Annotated in this window: 24 protein-coding genes; 16 read left to right on the top strand and 8 right to left on the bottom strand. The window is 51.8% G+C overall.

Features of this window, described 5'->3' with window-relative positions; genetic code table 11:
* The first annotated feature begins 170 nt into the window (after positions 1–170).
* Complete coding sequence (locus ACHZBF_RS08400) at positions 171–533, top strand: hypothetical protein (protein ID WP_288102888.1); 363 nt, start codon at positions 171–173, stop codon at positions 531–533.
* Positions 534–553: 20 nt separating this feature from the next.
* Here ACHZBF_RS08400 and ACHZBF_RS08405 read toward each other — a convergent pair whose 3' ends face one another.
* The 3 genes from ACHZBF_RS08405 to ACHZBF_RS08415 form a co-directional block, all read right to left on the bottom strand.
* Positions 554–1,930 (bottom strand): L-serine ammonia-lyase, encoded by a 1,377-nt coding sequence (locus ACHZBF_RS08405; RefSeq protein ID WP_029132495.1) that lies wholly within the window; start codon positions 1,928–1,930, stop codon positions 554–556.
* A gap of 211 nt (positions 1,931–2,141) precedes the next feature.
* The gene (locus ACHZBF_RS08410; protein WP_394707559.1) at positions 2,142–2,885 is read right to left on the bottom strand and encodes a glycerophosphodiester phosphodiesterase family protein; all 744 of its coding nucleotides are present in this window, start codon (positions 2,883–2,885) and stop codon (positions 2,142–2,144) included.
* Positions 2,885–5,011 (bottom strand): bifunctional diguanylate cyclase/phosphodiesterase, encoded by a 2,127-nt coding sequence (locus tag ACHZBF_RS08415; protein ID WP_321528189.1) that lies wholly within the window; start codon positions 5,009–5,011, stop codon positions 2,885–2,887. The genes ACHZBF_RS08410 and ACHZBF_RS08415 overlap by 1 nt, the downstream gene beginning before the upstream one ends.
* Before the next feature lie 408 nt (positions 5,012–5,419).
* On the opposite strand from ACHZBF_RS08415, the gene ACHZBF_RS08420 reads away from it, so the two are divergent.
* The 4 genes from ACHZBF_RS08420 to ACHZBF_RS08435 all read left to right on the top strand — a co-directional run bounded on the left by ACHZBF_RS08420 (position 5,420) and on the right by ACHZBF_RS08435 (position 7,274).
* On the top strand, positions 5,420–5,719 hold the full coding sequence (locus ACHZBF_RS08420; protein ID WP_211245083.1) for a TusE/DsrC/DsvC family sulfur relay protein: 300 nt from the start codon (positions 5,420–5,422) through the stop codon (positions 5,717–5,719).
* 48 nt (positions 5,720–5,767) lie between these two features.
* Complete coding sequence (gene bcp / locus ACHZBF_RS08425; RefSeq protein ID WP_321528190.1) at positions 5,768–6,241, top strand: thioredoxin-dependent thiol peroxidase; 474 nt, start codon at positions 5,768–5,770, stop codon at positions 6,239–6,241.
* A gap of 94 nt (positions 6,242–6,335) precedes the next feature.
* A complete protein-coding gene (locus ACHZBF_RS08430; protein ID WP_321528191.1) occupies positions 6,336–6,728 on the top strand; it encodes a Spx/MgsR family RNA polymerase-binding regulatory protein in 393 nt (130 codons plus the stop codon).
* Positions 6,729–6,812: 84 nt separating this feature from the next.
* Positions 6,813–7,274: an EVE domain-containing protein gene (locus ACHZBF_RS08435; protein WP_037374698.1), complete on the top strand. Its 462-nt coding sequence runs from the start codon at positions 6,813–6,815 to the stop codon at positions 7,272–7,274.
* A gap of 339 nt (positions 7,275–7,613) precedes the next feature.
* Here the strand turns inward: ACHZBF_RS08435 and gluQRS are convergent, their stop codons facing one another.
* Entirely contained in the window at positions 7,614–8,498 is an 885-nt protein-coding gene (gluQRS, locus tag ACHZBF_RS08440; protein WP_321528192.1) for a tRNA glutamyl-Q(34) synthetase GluQRS, read from the bottom strand.
* A gap of 126 nt (positions 8,499–8,624) precedes the next feature.
* Entirely contained in the window at positions 8,625–9,068 is a 444-nt protein-coding gene (gene dksA / locus ACHZBF_RS08445; protein WP_029132501.1) for an RNA polymerase-binding protein DksA, read from the bottom strand.
* Positions 9,069–9,259: 191 nt separating this feature from the next.
* On the opposite strand from dksA, the gene ACHZBF_RS08450 reads away from it, so the two are divergent.
* The gene (locus tag ACHZBF_RS08450) at positions 9,260–10,027 is read left to right on the top strand and encodes an HAD family hydrolase (RefSeq protein ID WP_321528193.1); all 768 of its coding nucleotides are present in this window, start codon (positions 9,260–9,262) and stop codon (positions 10,025–10,027) included.
* Between the two features lie 76 nt (positions 10,028–10,103).
* On the top strand, positions 10,104–11,258 hold the full coding sequence (locus ACHZBF_RS08455) for a pyridoxal phosphate-dependent aminotransferase (RefSeq protein WP_037374699.1): 1,155 nt from the start codon (positions 10,104–10,106) through the stop codon (positions 11,256–11,258).
* Here ACHZBF_RS08455 and cysZ read toward each other — a convergent pair whose 3' ends face one another.
* Together cysZ and ACHZBF_RS08465 are read right to left on the bottom strand one after the other, a co-directional pair.
* Positions 11,259–11,984: a sulfate transporter CysZ gene (cysZ, locus tag ACHZBF_RS08460; protein ID WP_321528194.1), complete on the bottom strand. Its 726-nt coding sequence runs from the start codon at positions 11,982–11,984 to the stop codon at positions 11,259–11,261. It lies immediately after the preceding gene.
* A gap of 62 nt (positions 11,985–12,046) precedes the next feature.
* A complete protein-coding gene (locus ACHZBF_RS08465) occupies positions 12,047–12,745 on the bottom strand; it encodes a 4'-phosphopantetheinyl transferase family protein (protein ID WP_051301859.1) in 699 nt (232 codons plus the stop codon).
* 112 nt (positions 12,746–12,857) lie between these two features.
* On the opposite strand from ACHZBF_RS08465, the gene ACHZBF_RS08470 reads away from it, so the two are divergent.
* From ACHZBF_RS08470 to ACHZBF_RS08510, 9 genes are all read left to right on the top strand, one after another.
* Complete coding sequence (locus tag ACHZBF_RS08470) at positions 12,858–13,511, top strand: glutathione S-transferase family protein (protein WP_321528195.1); 654 nt, start codon at positions 12,858–12,860, stop codon at positions 13,509–13,511.
* 68 nt (positions 13,512–13,579) lie between these two features.
* Positions 13,580–15,256 carry a single-stranded-DNA-specific exonuclease RecJ gene (recJ, locus tag ACHZBF_RS08475; protein WP_321528196.1) on the top strand — a complete coding sequence of 559 codons (1,677 nt, stop codon included), beginning with the start codon at positions 13,580–13,582 and terminating at the stop codon, positions 15,254–15,256.
* Positions 15,256–15,774 carry a ribosome biogenesis factor YjgA gene (gene yjgA, locus ACHZBF_RS08480; RefSeq protein WP_321528197.1) on the top strand — a complete coding sequence of 173 codons (519 nt, stop codon included), beginning with the start codon at positions 15,256–15,258 and terminating at the stop codon, positions 15,772–15,774. Before recJ ends, yjgA begins: the two co-directional genes overlap by 1 nt.
* Positions 15,775–15,941: 167 nt before the next feature.
* Positions 15,942–16,316, top strand: coding sequence for a succinate dehydrogenase, cytochrome b556 subunit (sdhC, locus tag ACHZBF_RS08485; protein ID WP_029132508.1), 375 nt, complete (start codon positions 15,942–15,944; stop codon positions 16,314–16,316).
* Positions 16,313–16,657, top strand: coding sequence for a succinate dehydrogenase, hydrophobic membrane anchor protein (gene sdhD, locus ACHZBF_RS08490; protein WP_029132509.1), 345 nt, complete (start codon positions 16,313–16,315; stop codon positions 16,655–16,657). Before sdhC ends, sdhD begins: the two co-directional genes overlap by 4 nt.
* A gap of 26 nt (positions 16,658–16,683) precedes the next feature.
* Positions 16,684–18,447, top strand: coding sequence for a succinate dehydrogenase flavoprotein subunit (sdhA, locus tag ACHZBF_RS08495; RefSeq protein WP_029132510.1), 1,764 nt, complete (start codon positions 16,684–16,686; stop codon positions 18,445–18,447).
* A 10-nt stretch (positions 18,448–18,457) separates the two neighbouring features.
* Entirely contained in the window at positions 18,458–19,150 is a 693-nt protein-coding gene (locus ACHZBF_RS08500) for a succinate dehydrogenase iron-sulfur subunit (protein ID WP_029132511.1), read from the top strand.
* 13 nt (positions 19,151–19,163) lie between these two features.
* Entirely contained in the window at positions 19,164–19,415 is a 252-nt protein-coding gene (locus ACHZBF_RS08505; protein WP_029132512.1) for an FAD assembly factor SdhE, read from the top strand.
* A 39-nt stretch (positions 19,416–19,454) separates the two neighbouring features.
* On the top strand, positions 19,455–19,928 hold the full coding sequence (locus ACHZBF_RS08510; protein WP_321528198.1) for a protein YgfX: 474 nt from the start codon (positions 19,455–19,457) through the stop codon (positions 19,926–19,928).
* Here ACHZBF_RS08510 and nadB read toward each other — a convergent pair.
* Positions 19,879–21,507, bottom strand: coding sequence for an L-aspartate oxidase (nadB, locus tag ACHZBF_RS08515; RefSeq protein ID WP_029132514.1), 1,629 nt, complete (start codon positions 21,505–21,507; stop codon positions 19,879–19,881). The two genes, ACHZBF_RS08510 and nadB, sit on opposite strands and share 50 nt — an antisense overlap.
* Positions 21,508–21,545: the final 38 nt, after the last annotated feature.

The raw sequence follows: 21,545 nt of genomic DNA on the forward strand, positions 1-21,545 counted from the left end.
TCAAGATAAATAAGGGGTTAATCTATTTGGAGGGGACGTTGAGTTCACATTATTTAACGGCAGATATGCCTGGAAGTTTAAGAGAAAATCGTAAATGCAGAGGGGTAGGGTGACTCACCGGATCTGATCAAGGATAATGGCCAAAACATGGCCAGTGAGGAGAGCTTGAGTTGGAGCTATCAAACTATTTTTACCGTACCCTGATCTATTCCGAGGTGAAAGGTCAGGTGCATGTTTATGAAAAATTGCCACCACATTCGTTGATTCCCCTGGATCCCTGGCTGGGGCGGGTTATTCAACTGGCCGATGGTCAACACACGCTTCAGGAGTTAATAGATTATGTAGCCAGTCAATATCAGGGAGACATACCGGAAAACTATTTGAAAACAATAGGATCTGTGATTGAACGATTGATTGAGTCCGAGGCTATTGGACTCTCGGAAACCCCCCATACCTTGCCCTATCATCTGGCCATGCCGAAAGAGCACCAAGACCCGGCGATGACAGAACGCTCGATCAAGGGTACAGCTTAGCCCGCCGGAAGATTCAGGGTTCAACAGTCGATAAAATTGACCGCAAGTCCACCGCGAGCCGTCTCTTTATATTTGCTTTTCATGTCCTTTCCGGTTTCACGCATGGTTCGAATGACCTTGTCCAGTGATATGAAGTGACTGCCATCACCATACAGGGCCATACGGGATGCGTTTATCGCCTTTACCGAGGCCATGGCATTTCGTTCAATACAAGGGACTTGTACCAGTCCACCCACCGGATCGCAAGTTAATCCCAGATTGTGTTCCATGCCGATTTCAGCGGCATTTTCCACCTGCTGCGGTGTGCCGCCAAGGGCCTCGGTGAGTCCAGCCGCCGCCATGGAACAGGCTGATCCGACCTCTCCCTGACAGCCCACTTCGGCACCCGAGATTGAGGCGTTGATTTTATAGAGGATACCTATAGCGCCCGCTGTTAATAGAAAGCGGACAATGCTTTCATTATCGACCCCATTGCAAAATCGACTGTAATAGTGGAGGACGGCGGGAATGATCCCGGCGGCACCGTTGGTCGGCGCCGTAACGACCCGTCCACCGGCCGCATTCTCCTCATTGACCGCCAAGGCATAGAGATTCGTCCAATCCATGGCACTGAGAGGGGAAGAGCCACGCTCTGATTCAGCCTTGAGCTTGCGGTAGAGCCCCGCTGCGCGCCGTTTTACTTTCATCCCCCCGGGTAGAATTCCTTCTGTATGGCACCCCCGTTCGACTGTTTCCTGCATCACTTGCCAGATCTTGAGCAGCTGCTCCCGAACAGCATCTTCCGATTGCCAGCTTTTTTCATTCTCCATCATTAACTTGCTGATACTGTGGCCGGTATTGTTGCAAAGCGACAATAATTCAGCACCGGTTGAAAAGGGATACGGAAGATCAATAGATGTTTGCGGCAATTTGTCATCTTTGATCTCACTCTCTTCCAGGATGAATCCGCCACCTACCGAATAATAGACTTTGCTTTCCAACAGATGGTCATCTTCTCCAATGGCGCTAAAGCGCATTCCGTTTGGGTGGAGAGGCAAGTTCTTGCGCTTATGTAGAATCAGATCACTACCCTCAAAATATGAAACAGCCCGCTCACCGAGGAGATGAAGTATTCCTGAAGTACGTATTTGTGTAAGCCTGGGTTCAATCCGCTCAATATCGGTTGTGTCCGGTTGTTCACCTGATAATCCCAGCAGAACGGCCTTGTCGCTTCCGTGGCCTTTCCCTGTCGCCCCAAGGGAACCAAAAAGCTCCGATTTAATGCGTGATGTCTGGGATAAAAGGCCCGCAGATTTTAGGTGCAATGCGAATAGGCGTGCCGCCCTCATCGGTCCTACCGTATGGGAGCTGGAAGGTCCTATGCCAATCTTGAAAAGTTCAAAGATGCTGATTGACATTGATTATCTCTCCAATAGTTGCATTGCAATCTTCACTATAGCTTAGACGGTTTATTGGATTGATAAGTGCCCGGGAAAAGTGGTCTGGGAGGAGGGGGCGCATGTAGCTGAAATATTCACCGGGAAGATCGGCTTGGCGTGGATTTTCTTGTCATCGAATCTTGGAGAATGCGGGTGCACTTGACGCGGAAGCTTCGCTGAATCCCTACCATCAGTCGGTGATGCTGGCATGGACGACCAGCTTCCCGATATCCCGGGTCTCTATCAAATCAATACCCTGGTGCATCCAGTGAACGGCCAGATCGGGATCAGTGATGTCATAGAGCATCCAGCGCCACGGGCCTGACGCGGGCATCTTGTCTTGGGATAACTTTGTGTGGTTGCAAATCAGGTATTGAGGATTCAGTCCGAATGCCCGGGTGACGCTTGGCTGGTCATAATTCCGCAGTACCCAACCTATGTCGATATCGCAGTGATTCTTCGCGTATTCGAGAGCATCGATACTGAACGATATCAGTATACACTGCGTCTTGAAACCAGTGAGGATCGGTAGTAGTGCCTGCATGACGGGTTTCAATCCCCAATGAGTGAGGCTCTCTTCCTTGACCTCAACCATGGCGCGCGCTGATGGGTATCGAACGAGTCGGGTCAGCGCTTCTTCCAAAAAACAGATGGGTTCTGGATTGAATCTCTCGCCCAAACGCTCAGGTTCATGAATACTGATTTCCTGCAGCTGTGCTTCAGGAATATCAAACAGGGCTCCCGGGTAATTTGCAGTGCGTTGAAAATCGGCATCATGCAGCAGGATAAACTGCCCCGGCTTATACATCTGGATGTCAAATTCCACCCAATTGGCCCCGGTATCAAGAGCGGCCTGAATACCTCTCCAACTGTTCTCCGGATACATCTCCATATATCCCCGGTGTGCCACCAGACGTGAAGAAAAGTCGTGCACTAGACGGCCTCTCCTTGACTGGATTTGCGATGTTGGTGGTTCATGGTACCTGGACGTGGGTGTCCATAGTAGTAGCCCTGAGCATAGTTTATACCATAGGTCTGGAGCAGGGCGTGGGTTTCTTCATCTTCCACCATCTCGGCAATGGTTTTTATGCCGAACTGATTGGCAATGCTGGCAATATGCTCGACCATGATCCTGTCGCGGCGATCCACGGCGATCTGCCGGACAAAGCTGCCTTCAATTTTAACGTAATCCACGGAAAGATATTTTAGATAGAGGAAGGAGGAGAAACCACTGCCGAAATCATCCAGGGCGAACTCAATACCCAGTTCATGCAGTTCATCGATCAGATGACTTAGCTCGGATATTCTCGGAAGCGCTTCCCGTTCGGTGATTTCAAATACGATCCGATCAGGCGGTATTTCCATCTTATTGGCAAATGCAACCATCTCACGGATCGTCTCTTCGTTTGCCAGGGTGCGTGAAGCGAGGTTGAAAAAGAGTTTGGTCTTTTCCACTGGATGTATGACCAGGTACTCGATCCCTTTTCTGAAAACCTCCTTGTCCAGTTCGACCGTCAGTCCCAACTCCTCGGCGGCATGTATGAATTCATTTGCGGTAATATATTTTCCCTTCTCTTCAATGCGGGCGAGCACCTCATAGGCATGGAGGCCGCCCGGGATACTGACAATCGGCTGCAGGAAGGCGGCGATTCGATCCTCTTCCATTGCCAGGCGCAGAAATTCCCCTTTTTTGAAAATCTCCATTTCGGCGCAATTTTCATTTTCTCCCAATACAGCCACACAGTTTTTACCGCTGCGTTTGGCTTTGTACATCGCCACATCCATTGCAATATTGAGGTTCTCGACACCATCGCCATTTTGTGGATAGCTAACGACACCAAAGCTGCCGCTGATCCTGATTTTGCAGTCGGGCAACTCCAGCGCAGAATTGACCAGAATATTCCGCAGTTTTTCCGCCGAAGAGAAACCGTGATCAAAATCCGTCTCCGGTAAAATTATGGCGAACTCATCCCCGCCGAGACGTGCGATCACATCACTTTTTCTGGTTTGGCCTTTTAGTAGCAAGGCCAGTTTCTGCAAGGCCATATCGCCGATCGGATGTCCATAGGTATCATTGATATGCTTGAAGTTATCCAGGTCGATCATGATCAGGCAGAAACTGCGACAGTGCCGGGTGGCGCGGTCCACCTCATAATCGAGAAGCTGTTCGAACTTTCGCCTGTTGTAGAGCCCGGTCAAGGGGTCCCGCACTGAAAGCTCTTCCAGGCGGTACTGGAAATCCTGCAGGGTAACCAGCATTCGGTTGAAGTAATCCGTGAGGTGATGTACCTCGCGTATCCAGCCTCCGTGCCTGGCCCGCTTCGAGAGGTCGGCGCTATGGGTGATCTCTCCCATGATTGCGGCCAGGGTGGTTATGGGTTTGACTACGAAGGCTTTGAGTTTAAAAAACAGGCCCACAAACAGCAGTGCCATGATCAAAATAAAGTATCCGAGCATGATATTGATAATGAGTGAGAGTGATATTTTGAGATTCTCTATCGGATAACGAATATCTATGACGCCGTTGATGTCACCCGGTTGGGCCTCCTCGTGGCACCGCGTACACTCTTCACTGACGATAACCGGGTAGATATAGCGGATCTCTGATGAACCGGTTTTCAATATCTCCTTGCCGCTGTTGAGAGCCTGCTGAATCAACGGATCAGCTTCCCTTATCTCTGCCTCACCGGGTATGTCGCCGTACTCCTTGATAACCGGCTGGCCGCGAAAGGCCATGATCTCCATCCTTGGAGCGGCCTTATTCAGCCGTTCTATAGTTGCCAATATCTCTTTTTTATTCCAGCCATCACTCATCACGGAATAAAGACTTTGGAAAATTAGCTCCGCAGTCTGCCGTGCATCCTCCCTGGATAGGTCTTCAATGGCCTTCTGTTTGACATTTGAGGAAATGAGGAAGATCACAATAAGGGAGATAAACAGGTAGCCGACTGATAGCAGCAGGATAAAGTGCAGAAGGGGCATTCCCTTGAAGCGTTTTTTTATATTTTGCGGCATTTTTCCATTCGCCTTGTAACCACTGTCTTGAAGGTTACGGTTCATCTGGCATTAGCCAGCCAGATCAAATAACCATAATAGTTAGATATTACCCATCCTGGTGTAACGACATTAATGATGCGATAAATAATAACCGTATACCAGCGTTTGAATCTTGAAATATCAAGCTATGGGGCTGTGTTGCTAAGTGTCCTGATAAGCCCTGCGCAGTTTTAACTCACGAACTCAGCGGATTCTTGAGTGCGATTTTCCGGCAGATAGCGGGGTATACTCGGTAAAGTCTGCTTCATGCGGGCATGGTCGAGGCGGAATTATATATAAATAACAATAAGATATCCCATAATAACCAGCCAATTAAAACCCTGGTAATTGAGTGGTGTATTTTAAGTAATCCCAGGTACAATCCCCTGTAAATACTTACAAGATTACTAGGTTATTATGGAGAGTATGACAATGAATATAGAAATCCCCCAGCGTGACGGTGACGGCTATCTGGTTGATATGAACACCTGGACACCGGAGGTTGGCAGGGCAATGGCCGATGCTGATGGTGTGATGCTTGATGATGAAAAATGGGGTCAGATACTAAAAGCCCGTGAATATTATGAAGAGCACGCTGTTGTTCCGCCTATCCGAAAGTTCGCCAAATATCTGGGTGCGCCTTCCAAGGAGATGTTCAATCTCTGGTTGACCGGGCCTATGAAGCCAATCACCAAATACGGTGGCCTGCCCAAACCGACAGGTTGTGTATAATCAGCGTCTATTTATCTGAGGATGGGTGTTTTTTAAAGGCGATCAATGATGAAGTTTCCTGAAACCGGAAAAAAGGCACCCAAATTCACGCTGCTTGATCAGAACCAGAATAAGGTCAGCCTGGCGGACTACTTGGGAAAGAATGTGGTGATCTACTTCTACCCCAAGGCGTCCACGCCGGGCTGTACCGTTCAGGCGTGCGGAATACGTGATTCCAAACGCGTATTCGATAAATTGAACACGGTGGTTATTGGCATCAGCCCGGATGCGCCTCGGCGCTTGATCAACTTTACCGAAAAGCAGGATCTCAACTTTACCCTGCTTTCAGACGAGGACCATGCCGTTGCGGAAAGTTATGGTGTCTGGGGAGAGAAGAAGTTCATGGGCAGGGTGTTTGATGGTATCCATCGGACAACCTTTATTGTCGATACCAAGGGCGTCTTGCGGCATGTCATGGCAAAGGTAAAAACCAAGACCCACCATGAAGACGTGGTGGAATACATCGAGAATAATCTAATCTAGCGACCGCGATTGCGAAATTGCGGATGTATTTTCACCAGAAAAAGCATCGCTCTTAGGTAACCGTCCATCTGGACGGGGCGTATAATAAGCACGTATGAAGACACAGATTTATCAAGGTGCCATGAGTTCTCTAAAAGTCTATTTGTATGCCGGTTGCGGAACCTGCCGAAAAGCAAAAAAATACCTCGCTGAGCATGACATTCAGTTCACTGAAATCCCCATACGTGAACAACCTCCCTCGGTGCAGGAACTGGGCGCTATGCTCGATGCCTACGATGGTGCGATAACCCGGCTTTTCAATACATCAGGGCAGGATTACCGGCGGGGCGGTTATAAAGAAAAGCTCAAGACCATGTCTGTTGAAGAGATGATTTCGGAGCTTGCCGCGAACGGTAACCTGATTAAAAGACCCTTTGTTATTTCTGACGCGACAGCCCTTATCGGATTTAAGCAAGAGGAGTGGGATAAGGTTTTTCATGTCGGTTGAGTTCCCGCAGGCAGAAGTTCGTTAATATCTCCTCATATTTTTAGCACCACTGAACCAGGATAGATTCCAGGAAGACCCACATCAATGAAACAATACTGGCTAATGAAAACAGAACCGGATGCCTATTCGATTGATGACTTAAAGCGGGATCGAACCGAACATTGGGATGGCATCAGGAATTACCAGGCCCGCAACTTTATGATGAAGGATATGAAACCGGGTGACGAAATACTGTTTTATCATTCCAGTTGCAAGGTTCCGGGGGTTGTCGGATTGGCCCGTGTCTGCAAGGAGGCGTATCCAGACTTCACTGCATGGAATCCGGACTCAAAATATTACGACCCAAAATCAACCCCGGAAAAACCGCGATGGTATATGGTGGATGTGGAGTTCGTAAAAAAATTCCCTGAAGTGATTTCACTCAATCAGATCAGACAAACGCCTACGCTAGAAGGGATGAAGTTACTGCAAAAAGGGAACAGACTCTCTATCATGCCGCTCAATAAGCATGAATTTCAGACTATCTGCAAACTTGCGCAAGCTTAGCCGACGCCATATTCACATCAGAAAAAAATTATTTTTCTGATGTGACCAAATCTTTAAGCAGATAGTTACTATAGGCATCAAGAACTTTTTGCTGGGCCTGGGTCCTGGGTGTGTTTGCCTGGGCCATTTTGCGGTTGTACCAGCCTAAAATACCAGGGGGAAGCGGGGTCTGGGCTTTCCTCATGTCGATATTCCTGTTTAAAAATCAAATTAAATCTATGTACTAAGTATACATCTGGACTCGATAAAAGCATAGATTGTGGATGGAAAACGAGTCATTTTTCTTAGAGGCAGATATGCCTGGCGGGCTTTGTTTTCTATAAGTGGCTACGTACAGGATTATTTGGGGTCAATCGTTCTTAGATGATTCCATTGGGCTATGGCCCAGCGCCAGAACTCTGCAATACTTGCCGAATGCTCAGGCGGTAGTGGTTGGTTGAGGAAACTCAGCGCGCTGATTAACACGGCAACCGGATTTGTCATATTGATTGGATCAGAGCCCAGGCGCTTGCTCAATTTTTGGCCGTTTTTGTCGGTAACCAGTGGCAGATGCTTATAGTTTGGCGTGGGAAGATCGAGTAATTGTTGTAAATAGATCTGGCGTGGCGTGGAGGTCAGCAGATCAGCTCCACGCACCACATCGGTAATGCCCTGGTAGGCATCGTCCACCACTACCGCAAGTTGATAGGCAAAGAGGCCATCGGCTCGTCTCAGTATGAAATCGCCGATCTCCCTGGCGATATTTTGACTAATGGTTCCCCGTATTTCGTCAGTAAAAATGACCGGCCGATCTTGGGTGATCAGGCGAATCGCGTGCCGTTTTGCACCACTATTTGACCTTGAGATGGGTCTGTTTCTGCAGGTCCCTGGATAAATCACCCCTTCTGCGCCTGCTACACCCAGGGCCTGAATTTCGCTGCGGCTGCAAAAACACGGATAGAGGATATTTTTTTGCTGTAATTCATTCATTGCCTCCCCGTAAGCATCAAGACGGGTACTTTGATAAAGCACCGACTCGTCCCATTCGAAACCAAGAGACTCAAGTGTCCTTAAGATGCTGTCCGCAGCACCCGCCACCTCGCGTGGTGGATCGATATCCTCTATCCTGATCAGCCACTTGCCTTGCCGCTTTCTGGCATCAAGGTAACTGCCCATGGCGGCTACCAGCGAGCCAAAGTGAAGAGGGCCGGAAGGTGAAGGTGCAAATCGTCCGCGGTAATTCATAGATCGAAGTAAAAAACTATACGCTCCGAGCGAAAATATCCCGATGTTTCGCGGTATAACTCCATCCCCGGACAAAAAAGCCGGCTAAAAGCCGGCTTGAGTTTGACAGGTGCGATATTGATGGCTTTAGCTCATCTGTTTTTCCCGGATCTCATCCAGGGTCTTGCAATCAATACAGAGAGAGGCGGTAGGTCGTGCCTCCAGACGGCGAATCCCAATTTCCACACCACAGGCTACACAATAGCCGTAGTCATGGCTGTCAATAAGATTTAAAGTCTCTTCGATCTTTTTGATCAGCTTCCGCTCGCGGTCACGGGTGCGCAACTCAAGGCTGAATTCCGATTCCTGGGTGGCCCGGTCGTTGGGGTCGGGAAAGTTGGCGGCGTCATCCTTCATGTGATGGACGGTCCGGTCAACCTCTTCCATCAATTCCTGCTTCCATGCCCTTAGGATGGCCCGGAAATGCTCTTCCTGCGCCTCACTCATGTACTCCTCGCCCTTCTTCTCTTTATAAGGCTTGAAGCCAAAAGGGCCGGTAAGGTCATTCTCTGGCTTTTTCTTTGCGGTCATTCAATGACTCCTGGAAAACCACGCTAACGAAGTCGGGTATGATAACCAGAATCTTCTGTTTCGGGCAACACTTGTCAGACACCCCCATTATTGGTCCGTGTTGCGTACTGCCGGCTCAGGTAAAATAGACGTTTTCAAACCTGTCGCCTTGCCCTGCAAGGAATGATAATTAGCAGTTAAAAGAGTAGGTTATGACAAATCTGGAAGCACTGATATGGGATGTGGATGGCACATTGGCCGACACTGAGCGGGATGGACATCGTGTCGCTTTTAATAGCGCATTTTCCCAGGCTGGCCTGGAGTGGCACTGGGACGTGGAAATGTATGGTCAATTACTCAAAGTGACCGGGGGCAAGGAGCGAATCCGCTATTATCTCGACAGGTTCAATCCTGCCTGGGAACGCCCATCTGATCTGGACCGGTTTATTGCTGAATTGCATCGTCATAAGAGCGAGGTTTTCGTTTCACTAATGAAAGAAGGCCGGATACCTCCACGAAGTGGGGTGATCAGGTTGATTGACGAGGCGGCGGCAGCCGGTTTACGGCTGGCCATTGCAACCACCACAACGCCGGCCAATGTGGATGCCCTGCTGGAACAGTTTTTCGGACGTGCAGGAAAGCATCCGTTCGAGGTGATAGCTGCCGGTGATGTGGTTCCGGCAAAGAAGCCGGCGCCGGATATCTACCTCTGGGCCCTTGAGAAAATGGGCCTGAAACCAGAGGCGTGTGTGGCGATAGAGGACTCCCATAACGGTCTCCTATCGGCCACCTCCGCCGGTATTTCGACCGTGGTCATTACTCTGAATGGATACACGGCCAATGAGGATTTCACCGGTGCCAGTCTGGTCGTGGACCAATTGGGGGATAGTGAAAATCCAGCCTGTGTCGTGGCTGGCAAACTTAATGGGGCAGCCGTGGTAGATGTCGGTATGTTGCGCAGGCTGCATGCGGTATCCTGAGCTGGCAGCCTGTCTGTGGTTTTACCCTTGCAACTTAAATACCTTTCAATCACACATTAAATGAGTAGCTTCGCCGATGATAGCTGATCGAATGGCATCTATACGCCCCTTCTATGTAATGGAACTGTTGGCGCGTGCCAGGGAATTGGAAAACAGCGGCCGCTCAATTATCCACATGGAGGTAGGGGAGCCCGATTTCGAGACGCCCAGGCCTATTATCGAGGCAGGGATGCGGGCGCTGGATGAGGGTTATACCCACTATACACCGGCGGCGGGAATTCCGGAGTTGCGTGCAGCTATAGCCGCGGATTATCGGAATCGTTATGGCGTTCACCTTGATCCGGCGCGGATACTGGTAACCCCGGGTTCTTCAGGGGCGTTGCAACTGGTGATGAGTATCGTAGTGAATCCGGGGGAGGCGGTGATGATGGCCGATCCCGGTTACCCCTGCAATCGCCATTTTGTCCGACTGGTTTCCGGCGAGCCGGTGACCGTACCGGTGGGTCCGGAGTCCGGTTATCAACTGACGGCCGAGATTATCGAGCGCGAGTGGACTGACAATATGCGCGCGGTGATGGTAGCCTCGCCTTCGAACCCTACCGGCACACTGATCAAGCGTGAAGAACTGAACAGGATATACCGGGTGGTCAAAGAGCGGGGTGGTATCCTCATAGTCGACGAGATTTATCAGGGGCTGGTATACGGAGCTGATCCCTTTACCGCACTTGAGATCACCGATGATCTGTTTATCATCAACAGTTTCTCCAAGTATTACGGTATGACCGGCTGGCGGCTGGGCTGGATGATCGCTCCCGAACGTCATGTCAGCGCTGCTGACCGGCTGGCGCAAAATATTTTTCTATCCGCACCAACCCCTGCCCAGTATGCCGCGCTGGCAGCCTTTGGAGACGAGACCCAGCGTATTGTTGAACAGCGGTGTGGGGCATTCCAGGCGCGCCGGGATTATCTGTTGCCGGCACTGAGACAGCTGGGTTTTGACATTCCCGTGGAGCCGGAGGGTGCTTTTTATCTGTACGCCAACTGTAAAAAGATAACCGAGGACAGCTTTGCCTTTGCCCATGAATTGCTGGAGTCGGAAGGTGTAGCCACTACACCGGGTAAGGATTTTGGAGATAACCTGCCAGAACAACATGTGCGATTTGCCTACACCACCTCCATGGAGAAACTGGCAGAAGGTGTGGCGCGAATCGCCCGCTTTATCGATCGCTGATCATTCCCGCGCGGTACCGGCACACCAAAGGCGTGTTGCACCGACCACGGCCGCAGGCATGGCGGCAAAGTTCAGTATTGGAATCATCATCAACAGCGTGACCCCGCCACCAAAACCAAGCGCTGCCAGGCGGGTCTGTTTTAGCCGGTCATGCTGTGATCGGAAATCCAGTCCATGATTCCCCAGTGGATAATCGGCATACTCGATGGCCAGAAACCAGGCGCTGAACAGCAACCAGAGAAAAGGTGCCAGCAGGTTAATCCCGGGAATGACGAACAGCAATAACAGAGGTATTGCCCGGAGCAGGAAGTAACCCAGTTTTCTCAATTCCGACTGTATGGTCGGCAGAATCAGTTGTTGGAGGGTCCGCCGGCTTTCAGGCGGTTTGTTGCCGGTCAATAGCTCCTCCACCTTGGCGGAGAGTAGACTATTGAACGGTGCGGCAATCAGGTTGGCGACCGCGGTGAACGTATAAAAGGTGATCAGCAGAACACTCAGGGCAAACAGTGGCCATAGCAGCCAGCGCAAGAAGCTCAGCCAGCTGGATTCTGGCAGAAAGGTATTCAGCAGGCTGTCAAACTGGCTAAAACCGATCCAGCCGATAATGACAAAGACTACAATGTTGATTGCAACGGGTGCCAGCAGATATCGCCTGAGGCCGGGCCGCGTCAGCATCTTTAGTCCCTGGAGTAGCTGATTGATGCCGGTAAATGGATTGTTTTTCATGTGGTTGTATAGCCGGGCGGGTGGTTTATTATCGGAATAGCAAGTGCGAAATTGCCGATATTCTACCCTATTTGTGTATCCAGATCAGGCGAGAACTTCAGCGTGCTCCAGTTTTTGGCCGCCGGCAGACTACCCACGGAGGCGAGCGCGGCACACCAACCAGGGTGTGGCTGAAAATTGACGCAGGAGAGACGGCCGTTTTTCATGGAACGGGAAAAAATACCCCTGCCTTCGGCCTTGGTACTGGCTTCCAGGGCGGTCCAGTGGACAAAGAATGCCTGCTTTAAAGCTTCGTCATCCAGTGATTCAAGCTGCCTAAATACCTCATGATCAAACATCTTACGGGCGATTCTTCGCAAGCTTTTCCGCATAACCACAAACTCCAGATCAATGCCAATGGGATATTCCGTGCTCACCGCCAGCAAGGCGAGCTCTCCGGCATGGCTGAGGTTGAACTGGAGATTGTTTTCTGCTGATTTCAGCCGGGGTTTGCCTTTCTCACCATAGCTGATCTGTATCAGGGCAGGAGGGATTCCGGAATATGCAGATAATATCGAGCGTAAGCAACCACGGGCATTTCCAAACCGGATCTGCTCTTCTCTGTGTGACAACTGCTTGCGACGTATTTGTTCATCAGGGGTGAGCAGGTGTGCGAGGTCCAGCCCCGGCGTGGATAATTCGATTTTCCAGATATGGACTTCATTCCTGCCGGGCAGGGCGGGCATGACATCAGGTATTATCCACTGATCAATCTTCAGCATTATCTCAAGAAGCGCTCTGCTATGGAGGATTCATGGGTAGCTTTCTCCGGCTTCATGATATTCTTCCATGATCATTTGTCGGAGTCACTCACCAATTACCGGAGGTATTATCATGGGCCTGGAGCTGGTCAGTTTTGCCATTTGTCCGTTTGTGCAGCGTGCGGTAATCGCATTGAAAGAGAAGCGTGTGGATTTCGATATCACTTACATCGATCTGGATAACCCCCCTGATTGGTTCAAGGAGATTTCACCTTTTGGCAAGGTACCACTGCTCAGGATAGGTGATGAAGTACTGTTCGAATCAGCCATCATCAACGAGTATCTGGATGAGGTTTATCCACCCGCACTGCATCCGGAAAACCCGCTGGAACGCGCCAAGCACCGGGGCTGGATCGAGTTCGGATCAAATCTGCTATTCGATCAGTTCAAGGCGATGATGGCGAAGGATGAAGATAGCTTCCAGCAGCAGTGCGAGGTTCTGGGTGGTTCCTTCGCCCGCCTTGATCCGGTGATCAGTGACGGCCCTTACTTCATGGGAGAACGTTTCTCATTACTCGATACCGCCTATGCGCCTTTTTTTATGCGTTTTGAAATCCTCAAAAAATATCATGAAGCCCTGGAAGATCTTATGCCGACCCGGCTGAATCGATGGGGTCAGGCCTTGCTGGACAGGGATTCCGTCAAGACCTCTGTTGTGGATGACTTTGAACAGCGTTTTGTGGCTTTTGGCAAGAGCAAAGGCTCCTTCATCCTGGCGAAAGCCTAAATCCGCGCGTGACAAACCGCGAAAGAACCATTATCCGCCCAGCGGTTTCGTGCCAGTCAGTTGAGCAATTGTCTGATCTGCCACCACTGTTGCGGCGTATCTACGCCCTGCGCGGTGTGAGCGGCCCCGACGAGTTGCAATACAGCCTGGGCGCCCTGATTCCGCCGGAGCAGCTTGGTGGCACGGCCGGGGCGGCAAAACTGATTCACCAGGTAATGGAAAACAATGGACGCATACTCATTGTCGCCGACTTTGATGCGGATGGTGCAACCAGCTGTGCCCTGGCGGTCCGCTCACTGACAGCCATGGGTGCAGAACGGGTCATGTTCATGGTGCCGAACCGTTTTTCGGACGGTTACGGATTGACTGAGGAGATAGCCGGGAAGGCGGCGGATTTCGGCCCGGATCTTGTGATCACGGTGGATAACGGTATATCGAGCCTGAAGGGAGTGGCGCTGCTACGAGAGAAAGGGATTGCCGTTATGGTGACGGATCATCATCTGCCCGGCACCGATTTGCCCAACGCCAACGTAATCGTGAATCCGAACAGTCCCGATGAGTCTTTCGAAAGCAAACATCTTGCCGGGGTAGGGGTTGTGTTTTATGTCATGGTAGCCCTGCGAGCCTGGTTACGGCAAATTGGATGGTTCGAGTCGAGAGATCTTGCGGAGCCAAATCTGGCTGATTTTCTTGATCTGGTGGCACTGGGGACGGTTGCCGATGTGGTCAGACTGGATCATAACAATCGGATTCTGGTACAGCAGGGGCTGGCGAGAATTCGCGCGGGCCGATGTTGCCCTTTGATATGCGAAATATTTTCCAAAGCCGGCAAGTCGTTAGCGCGCGCGGTTGCGGGCGATCTTGGCTTTATCGTGGGCCCCAGGCTTAACGCTGCGGGACGGCTGGACGATATGTCTGTGGGAATTGCCGCATTGATCAGTGATTCGTCGATCCAGGCCGCGAAAACCGCGGATCTGCTCGATCAGATGAATAGCGAGCGCAAGCAGATTGAGCAGGCGATGAAGGAGCAGGCGCTGGAGCATCTCAGTCGCCTGGAACTGGGTGAACAGCTTCCGTACGGGCTTTGTGTATACCAGGAAGGGTGGCATCAAGGTGTTATTGGCATCCTGGCATCACGTATCAAGGATCGCTATCACCGGCCGGTAATCGCTTTTGCCGAGGCAGATGAAAACACTCTGAAAGGCTCGGCCAGGTCGATCGAAGGTCTACATATCCGGGATACCCTGGAAGCAATAGCAGTCGCCTGTCCCCGGTTGCTGCAGAAATTTGGCGGGCATGCCATGGCGGCGGGTTTAACCCTGGCAAAATCCGATTTTGGGGAATTTCGCAGTCGGTTTGATGAAGCGGTGGCGGTACAGCTCAGGGGGCGGAGCCTGACAGGTGAGTTGGTTTCCGATGGCAGTCTGGAATCGGATCAGCTGGACCTTCAGTTAGCTGAACAGCTTGATCAGGCGGGGCCATGGGGGCAGGGGTTTCCCGAGCCGCTGTTCGATGACTGGTTTGAGATTGAGCAGCAACGGACGGTTGGCGGCAGGCACGCAAAAATGACTTTGCGGCGAAAAGATTGCTCCGAAATCCTGGAGGCGATCGCTTTTAATCAGGCTGAATCCATGCCGGCGCAACAGGGGGCAACCATTCATGCGGCTTACCGACTTTCAGTCAATGAGTTTCGAGGCGCAAGAACATTGCAGTTAATGATTGAATATTTTCAGGTGGTTAAGTGATGTCCGATGATTTTGAATCATATGAATATGATGAAGAAGAGCAACAGGTCTCCCGTAGCGAAATCAAGCGTCAGCACCTGGCGCTTCAGGCATTGGGCGAGCGACTGGTCAGCCTCAAACCGGCGCAGTGGGAAGAGTTTGGCTTTTCGGACGTGATGCTGGATGCCCTGCAGGAATCACAGCGGATCAAAAGCCATAATGCCATGCGTCGTCACATCCGGCGCCTTGGGAAGCTGCTCAATCAGGAGGATACGGAGAAAGTAGAGTTGCTGTTCAAGCGGATGGATGATCGGGCGATGCAGGATACTCAGCGTTTTCACCGTATAGAGCAGTGGCGGGATCGGCTGATCGATGGCGACGACAAAACTCTGTCAGATCTGTTGGATATTTGTCCTAATGTAGACATTCAGCGCATAAGGCAATTAATTCGTGCTGGAAAAAAAGAACGGGAAATGGCAAAGCCACCGGCCGCTCAACGTAAATTATTCAAATATCTCAGAGAGTTAGATATTAAATGAAAATTTATTTACGGATGATTTACTGCTAAGTAAATTTAATGGCTGTATAAAATATACCCTTTCAAAGCCGGGACAAATCGCTATAATTGGGTTCGGTTCCGTCAGGTGCAACGTTTCTGACGAAAAAACACAAACGTACATTAGGCTGAGACAACGAGACTATCTGTATGACGACAAAAAACCGGCCTGTCTATCTAGACCTGACGCAGTTCCGCTTTCCGATTGCCGCCATCATGTCGGTGGGACATCGGGCCAGTGGTGTGCTGATGATCCTGGCCATTCCCTTCCTGGCATATACCCTTGATCTCTCTCTCTCCGGACCGGAAGGTTTTGCAGAGGCGAAGGCGATTTTGGACAGTCTGTTTATTAAACTGGTCCTGTTCGTCGTTCTTTGGGCGATGCTGCACCATTTACTGGCGGGCATTCGTTACCTGCTGCTTGATTTTCACCTGGGTGTTGAGAAGGAGATAGAGACCAAATCGGCGCAGGCCGTTATGGTGGCTGCTCCTGTCCTCGCCGTATTGATTGGGTTAGTGCTATGAGTCGTCAAGCATCCGGATTGCGCGCATGGGCGCTGCAACGCATAAGTGCAGTCTATCTGGGCCTGTACCTTATATATATGCTCGGACATCTGAGCTTCAATGCACCTGAAACCTACGAAGCATGGCGAGCCTATGTTGCGGACCCCGGTGTTACCATCGGCATGTTGCTGTTTGTCACAGCGCTACTGATACATGCCTGGGTCGGCATTCGCGACGTGCTGATCGATTATATCCATCCCATCATGGCCAGGGTAGGTCTGCTCAGCCTGTTTGCGATCGGCTTCATCGCTTGCGGCCTCTGGTTTGCCAAGGTTGTATTCCTCGCCAGTGTGGCTGCCTGAACACCACATATTAATATAGGTATATCATGACGCTAGCCAGAAGACGTTTTGATGCGCTGATTATCGGTGCCGGTGGTGCCGGTCTGAACGCAGCGCTACAGCTTGCCAACGCCAACCTGCGAGTTGCAGTTGTCTCAAAAGTATTTCCAACCCGCTCCCATACGGTTGCCGCTCAGGGTGGTGTGAATGCCGCGCTGGCCAATGTCTTTGAAGATAATTGGCACTGGCATATGTTTGATACCGTCAAGGGATCGGATTACCTGGGTGACCAGGACGCCATCGAGTATATGTGCCGCGAGGCAATCCCCACTGTCTACGAGCTGGAGCACAATGGCGTGCCGTTCTCCCGCCTGGACAACGGGAAGATCTACCAGCGTGCCTTTGGCGGCCAGAGCCAGAATTTTGGTGGTGCCCAGGCGGCACGCACCTGTGCCGCGGCGGACCGTACTGGTCACGCTATTCTGCACACGCTGTACCAGCAGAACATCCGGGCCCGCACCCACTTTTTTGACGAGTATTTCGGTGTTGAGCTGATTCGTGATAGCGAAGGCGCTATCCTGGGCGCCCTGACACTGGAGATCGAGACCGGTGAGCCGCTGCTGATTGAGGCCAAGACCACCTTGCTGGCCACCGGCGGTTGCGGACAGGTGTTCCGTACCACCTCCAACGCCCATATTAATACCGGTGACGGTATGGCCATGGCGTTGCGGGCTGGCGTGCCGTTGATGGATATGGAGTTCTTCCAGTTCCATCCCACCGGTATCGCCGGACGTGGCATGCTGATTACCGAGGGTGTGCGCGGCGAGGGTGGTTATCTGGTCAATAAGGATGGAGAACGCTTCATGGAGCGTTATGCCCCCAACGCTAAGGATCTCGCCAGCCGCGACGTGGTGGCGCGCGCCATTGTGACCGAGGTGAAAGAGGGACGTGGTTGCGGCCCCAACGCGGATCATGTGCTGCTGAAGGTGGACCACCTGGGTGAGGATATCATCGCCAAGCGTCTGCCGGGCATCCGCGAAAGCTCCAAGATCTTTGCCGGCGTCGACCCTGCAGTAGAGCCGATTCCGGTATTCCCCACCGCACATTATGTGATGGGTGGTATCCCGACCGACCGACTGGGTCATGTGGTGGTGCCTGCTTCCGACGGCTCCGAGCAGATCGTGCCCGGACTCTACGCCGCTGGTGAGTGCGCCTGCGTGTCGGTGCATGGCGCCAATCGACTGGGCGGTAACTCGCTGCTGGATATTCTGGTATTCGGTCGTGCGGCTGGACAGCAGATTATTGATCATCTGAAGGACGACCCGGAACACAAGACGATGGATGAAACCGCCGTCGAGCAGGCCGTGGCCAGACTGACCCGTTGGGAGCAGCCGGGCGAGGGTATCTCGGTGCGCGAACTGCGTGACGAGTTCCGCAAGGTAATGGAAGATCATGCTGGCGTATTCAGAACAGACGACATCATGTCGGAAGGTGTCGCCAAGGTTAAGGCGCTTCGCGAGAAACTGAAGGATGTGCGCCTGGGTGACCAGAGCAAGGTGTTCAATACCGCACGCATTGAAGCCCTGGAGCTGGAAAACCTGATTGACATCGGTATGGCGATTGTTCTTTCCGCGCTTGAGCGCAAGGAGAGCCGCGGTGCCCACTCCCGTCCTGATTATACCGAGCGTGATGATGCGAACTGGCTGAAGCATTCGGTCTATTTTAAAGAGGGTGATCGGCTGGATTACAAACCGGTTCAGACCAAACCGCTTACCGTCGATACCTTCCCACCGAAGCCACGTGTCTACTGAGGGTTGATGAATGAAATTTTTTGTTTACCGTTATAACCCCGACGTCGATACCGCTCCGCACATGCAGGAGTATGACGTCGAGGTGACCCGAGGCATGATGCTTCGCGACGCCCTGATGGAGATTAAACGTCAGGATGAGGCTTTCGCTTTCCGTCACTCCTGTGGCGAGGGCGTGTGTGGCTCAGACGCTGTTAACGTCAATGGCAGCAATCTGCTCGGTTGCACCACCCCTGTGAGTGAGTTGAAAGAGCCGGTCAATGTCCGTCCGCTTCCGGGTCGCCCTGTAATCCGGGATCTGGTCGTCGATATGTCCCAGTTCTATCAGCAGTACCGGGCGGTCAAACCCTATCTGATCCACAAGGACCCCCTGCCTGAACAGGAGATTCTGCAGTCTCCCGAGGATCGGGATAAACTGGACGGTCTGTACGAATGCATCATGTGCGGTTGCTGTTCCACTGCGTGTCCTTCGTTCTGGTGGAACCCGGACAAGTTCCACGGTCCGCAGGCGCTGCTGCAGGCTTGGCGATTCCTGGCGGACAGCCGCGACCAGGCCACCGAAGAGCGTCTGGACGCACTGGAAGGACCCTATAAATTGTACCGCTGTCACTCGATCATGAACTGTGTTGAGTATTGTCCAAAATCACTCAATCCCACCAAGGCGATTGGCAAGATCAAGGAACTGATGCTGAAGCACTCAATCTAGTGTGATTGTGCCAGTGCAGGAATCCGGCCTTCCTCCTCTCGGGCAGCTACGCTGGCAATGCCGGCGTGGCATGCTCGAGTTGGATTATGTGCTGATCGGATTCCTTGATAGGCACTTTTCCGACCTTCCGCTTGAAGACCAGCAGCTGTTTGTGCGGATGCTGGATTTTGAAGACCAGCTGTTGCTGGACTGGGTCATGGGTAACGTGGTTCCCTCCGATAGTAATATCCGGCGCCTGATCACGCTGATGCAGATGCGATCCTAGTTAGAAAAATCCTATTATTTCTGTTACACAGGGAGTGTGATGAACAGAGAGCAGGCGCCGTTGCGCATTCGGCTTCACCAATCAAAAATATTGATCCTTTACCGGCACCTGTTGCATGCGGTGTTGATCGCATATTCTGTTGTCGCTGCGGTTTCATATCCCCTGGAGATGCTGTTGCCAATTGCCTGGCTGATGCTCTCCTGGTATCTGCTGTATCAAAAAATGCGGGCTCGGGCAGGCGAACAATCAACCATTGTCTGGAGACCGGATGGCAGCTGGTTGATCGAGCGGGAGAACGGGGCGACTCAGTACTACCCGGCACTGCATAGCTGTTTTTCTATCCACCGGCTGACAATCCTGGGGTTTCGGAAAGGATTTTTCAGCCGACGATACTATCTCCTGCTTGTGGACAACTGTGACCCTGAGCAGCACCGACGATTACGGGTCCACCTCAAGCTACGGATCAGTCAACAGGATTCAAGGGTTGATAATTATTCGGTATCAGGACAGTAGGCATCTTCTGGAAACGATCGTCCTGACGGGGGAAGTCGATATTAAAATGTAGTCCGCGGCTCTCCTTACGATGCTGCGCGGAATGGATAATCAGGTAGGCAACCTCTACCAGATTGCGCAGCTCCAACAAGTCATTGGTAACCCGGAAATTGCTGTAGTACTCCTTGATCTCATGCCGTAACAGGTTAATGCGCCGTTTCGCACGTTCCAGTCGTTTGTTACTACGGACAATGCCGACATAGTCCCACATGAAATGGCGCAGTTCGTTCCAGTTATGGGAGACCACCACCTCTTCATCAGAGTCGGTAACCCGGCTTTCATCCCATGGCATGACCTCGGGCAGCGTGGCGGCTGAGGGCAGGCGTTGCTCGATATCCAGCGCCGCCTGCTGCGCATAAACCAGGCATTCCAGTAGGGAATTGCTGGCCATGCGATTGGCGCCATGCAATCCGGTATAGGAGGTTTCACCAATGGCGAAAAGATTCGGCACATCGGTTCTGGCCTTGAGGTCGGTAATGACACCGCCACAGGTATAGTGGGCGGCAGGTACCACAGGAATTGGATCGGTGGTTATATCAATGCCGAATTCGAGGCACTTGGCGTAGATATTTGGAAAGTGTTCACGGATAAACTCGGCTGGCTTGTGACTGATATCCAGGTAGAGGCAGTCCGCGCCAATCCGCTTCATCTCATGGTCTATAGCCCGCGCCACTATATCCCTTGGTGCCAGTTCGGCGCGCTTATCAAACCGCGGCATAAACTGTGTACCATCCGGAAGCAGCAATTTACCACCTTCACCCCGTAGTGCCTCGGTAATCAGGAAAGATTTGGCATGCGGGTGATACAGGCAGGTTGGGTGAAACTGGATAAACTCCATATTCGCGACACGACAACCCGCCCGCCAGGCCATCGCGATCCCGTCCCCGGTGGAGACGTCCGGGTTGCTGGTATAGAGATAGACCTTGCTGGCGCCACCGGTTGCCAGCACGGTGAATTTTGCCGTGAAGGTTTCGACCCGGTTGGTCTTTTTATTCAGTATGTAGGCGCCCAGGCAGGGGTTTTCAGGGATGCCCTGTTTGGCCCCCATGATCAGATCAATGGCGTTGTGCTCTTCAAACAGGCTGATGTTGCGGCGGGCCTTGACCTGGGATTCCAGCCGGCTCTCGACTTCCTGTCCGGTAGCATCCGCCGCATGGATAACCCTGCGGTGGGAATGACCACCTTCCCGGGTAAGGTGATACCCGCTGCCGGCGGGGGTATCCCGGGTGAAGTCCACACCCTCATCAAGCAGCCACTGAATGTTTTCCGGGCCTTTTTCAACGACCAGACGGACCGTCTGTGCATCGCACAGGCCGGCCCCGGCATCCAGGGTGTCTTCCACATGGGAATCAATAGAGTCTTCAACATCCAGCACGGCGGAGATACCGCCTTGGGCATAATAGGTGTTACCCTCGCTTAGTTGGCGTTTGGCGATTACGGCAATGCTGATGGATTCGGGCAGCCGTAGGGCAAGACTCAGGCCAGCTGCTCCACTGCCAATAATCAGCACATCAAATTGTTTTGGGGCGTTTTTATTCATGGGGTTTACCCGAATCCTGGCTTGGGGTCATAATTCAG

This window comes from Sedimenticola selenatireducens (assembly GCF_963675335.2).
Taxonomy (GTDB): Bacteria; Pseudomonadota; Gammaproteobacteria; order Chromatiales; family Chromatiaceae; genus Sedimenticola; species Sedimenticola selenatireducens.

Coding starts and splice junctions, on each gene's coding strand:
- ACHZBF_RS08465 (WP_051301859.1), bottom strand. CDS start 12,745: ATGCTGAAGATTGATCAGTGGATAATACCTGATGTCATGCCCGCCCTG.
- ACHZBF_RS08430 (WP_321528191.1), top strand. CDS start 6,336: ATGAAGACACAGATTTATCAAGGTGCCATGAGTTCTCTAAAAGTCTAT.
- sdhD (WP_029132509.1), top strand. CDS start 16,313: ATGAGTCGTCAAGCATCCGGATTGCGCGCATGGGCGCTGCAACGCATA.
- bcp (WP_321528190.1), top strand. CDS start 5,768: ATGAAGTTTCCTGAAACCGGAAAAAAGGCACCCAAATTCACGCTGCTT.
- sdhC (WP_029132508.1), top strand. CDS start 15,942: ATGACGACAAAAAACCGGCCTGTCTATCTAGACCTGACGCAGTTCCGC.
- ACHZBF_RS08435 (WP_037374698.1), top strand. CDS start 6,813: ATGAAACAATACTGGCTAATGAAAACAGAACCGGATGCCTATTCGATT.
- ACHZBF_RS08455 (WP_037374699.1), top strand. CDS start 10,104: ATGATAGCTGATCGAATGGCATCTATACGCCCCTTCTATGTAATGGAA.
- ACHZBF_RS08405 (WP_029132495.1), bottom strand. CDS start 1,930: ATGTCAATCAGCATCTTTGAACTTTTCAAGATTGGCATAGGACCTTCC.
- yjgA (WP_321528197.1), top strand. CDS start 15,256: ATGTCCGATGATTTTGAATCATATGAATATGATGAAGAAGAGCAACAG.
- gluQRS (WP_321528192.1), bottom strand. CDS start 8,498: ATGAATTACCGCGGACGATTTGCACCTTCACCTTCCGGCCCTCTTCAC.
- nadB (WP_029132514.1), bottom strand. CDS start 21,507: ATGAATAAAAACGCCCCAAAACAATTTGATGTGCTGATTATTGGCAGT.
- sdhA (WP_029132510.1), top strand. CDS start 16,684: ATGACGCTAGCCAGAAGACGTTTTGATGCGCTGATTATCGGTGCCGGT.
- ACHZBF_RS08450 (WP_321528193.1), top strand. CDS start 9,260: ATGACAAATCTGGAAGCACTGATATGGGATGTGGATGGCACATTGGCC.
- cysZ (WP_321528194.1), bottom strand. CDS start 11,984: ATGAAAAACAATCCATTTACCGGCATCAATCAGCTACTCCAGGGACTA.
- ACHZBF_RS08510 (WP_321528198.1), top strand. CDS start 19,455: ATGAACAGAGAGCAGGCGCCGTTGCGCATTCGGCTTCACCAATCAAAA.
- ACHZBF_RS08470 (WP_321528195.1), top strand. CDS start 12,858: ATGGGCCTGGAGCTGGTCAGTTTTGCCATTTGTCCGTTTGTGCAGCGT.
- dksA (WP_029132501.1), bottom strand. CDS start 9,068: ATGACCGCAAAGAAAAAGCCAGAGAATGACCTTACCGGCCCTTTTGGC.
- ACHZBF_RS08420 (WP_211245083.1), top strand. CDS start 5,420: ATGAATATAGAAATCCCCCAGCGTGACGGTGACGGCTATCTGGTTGAT.
- ACHZBF_RS08415 (WP_321528189.1), bottom strand. CDS start 5,011: ATGAACCGTAACCTTCAAGACAGTGGTTACAAGGCGAATGGAAAAATG.
- ACHZBF_RS08500 (WP_029132511.1), top strand. CDS start 18,458: ATGAAATTTTTTGTTTACCGTTATAACCCCGACGTCGATACCGCTCCG.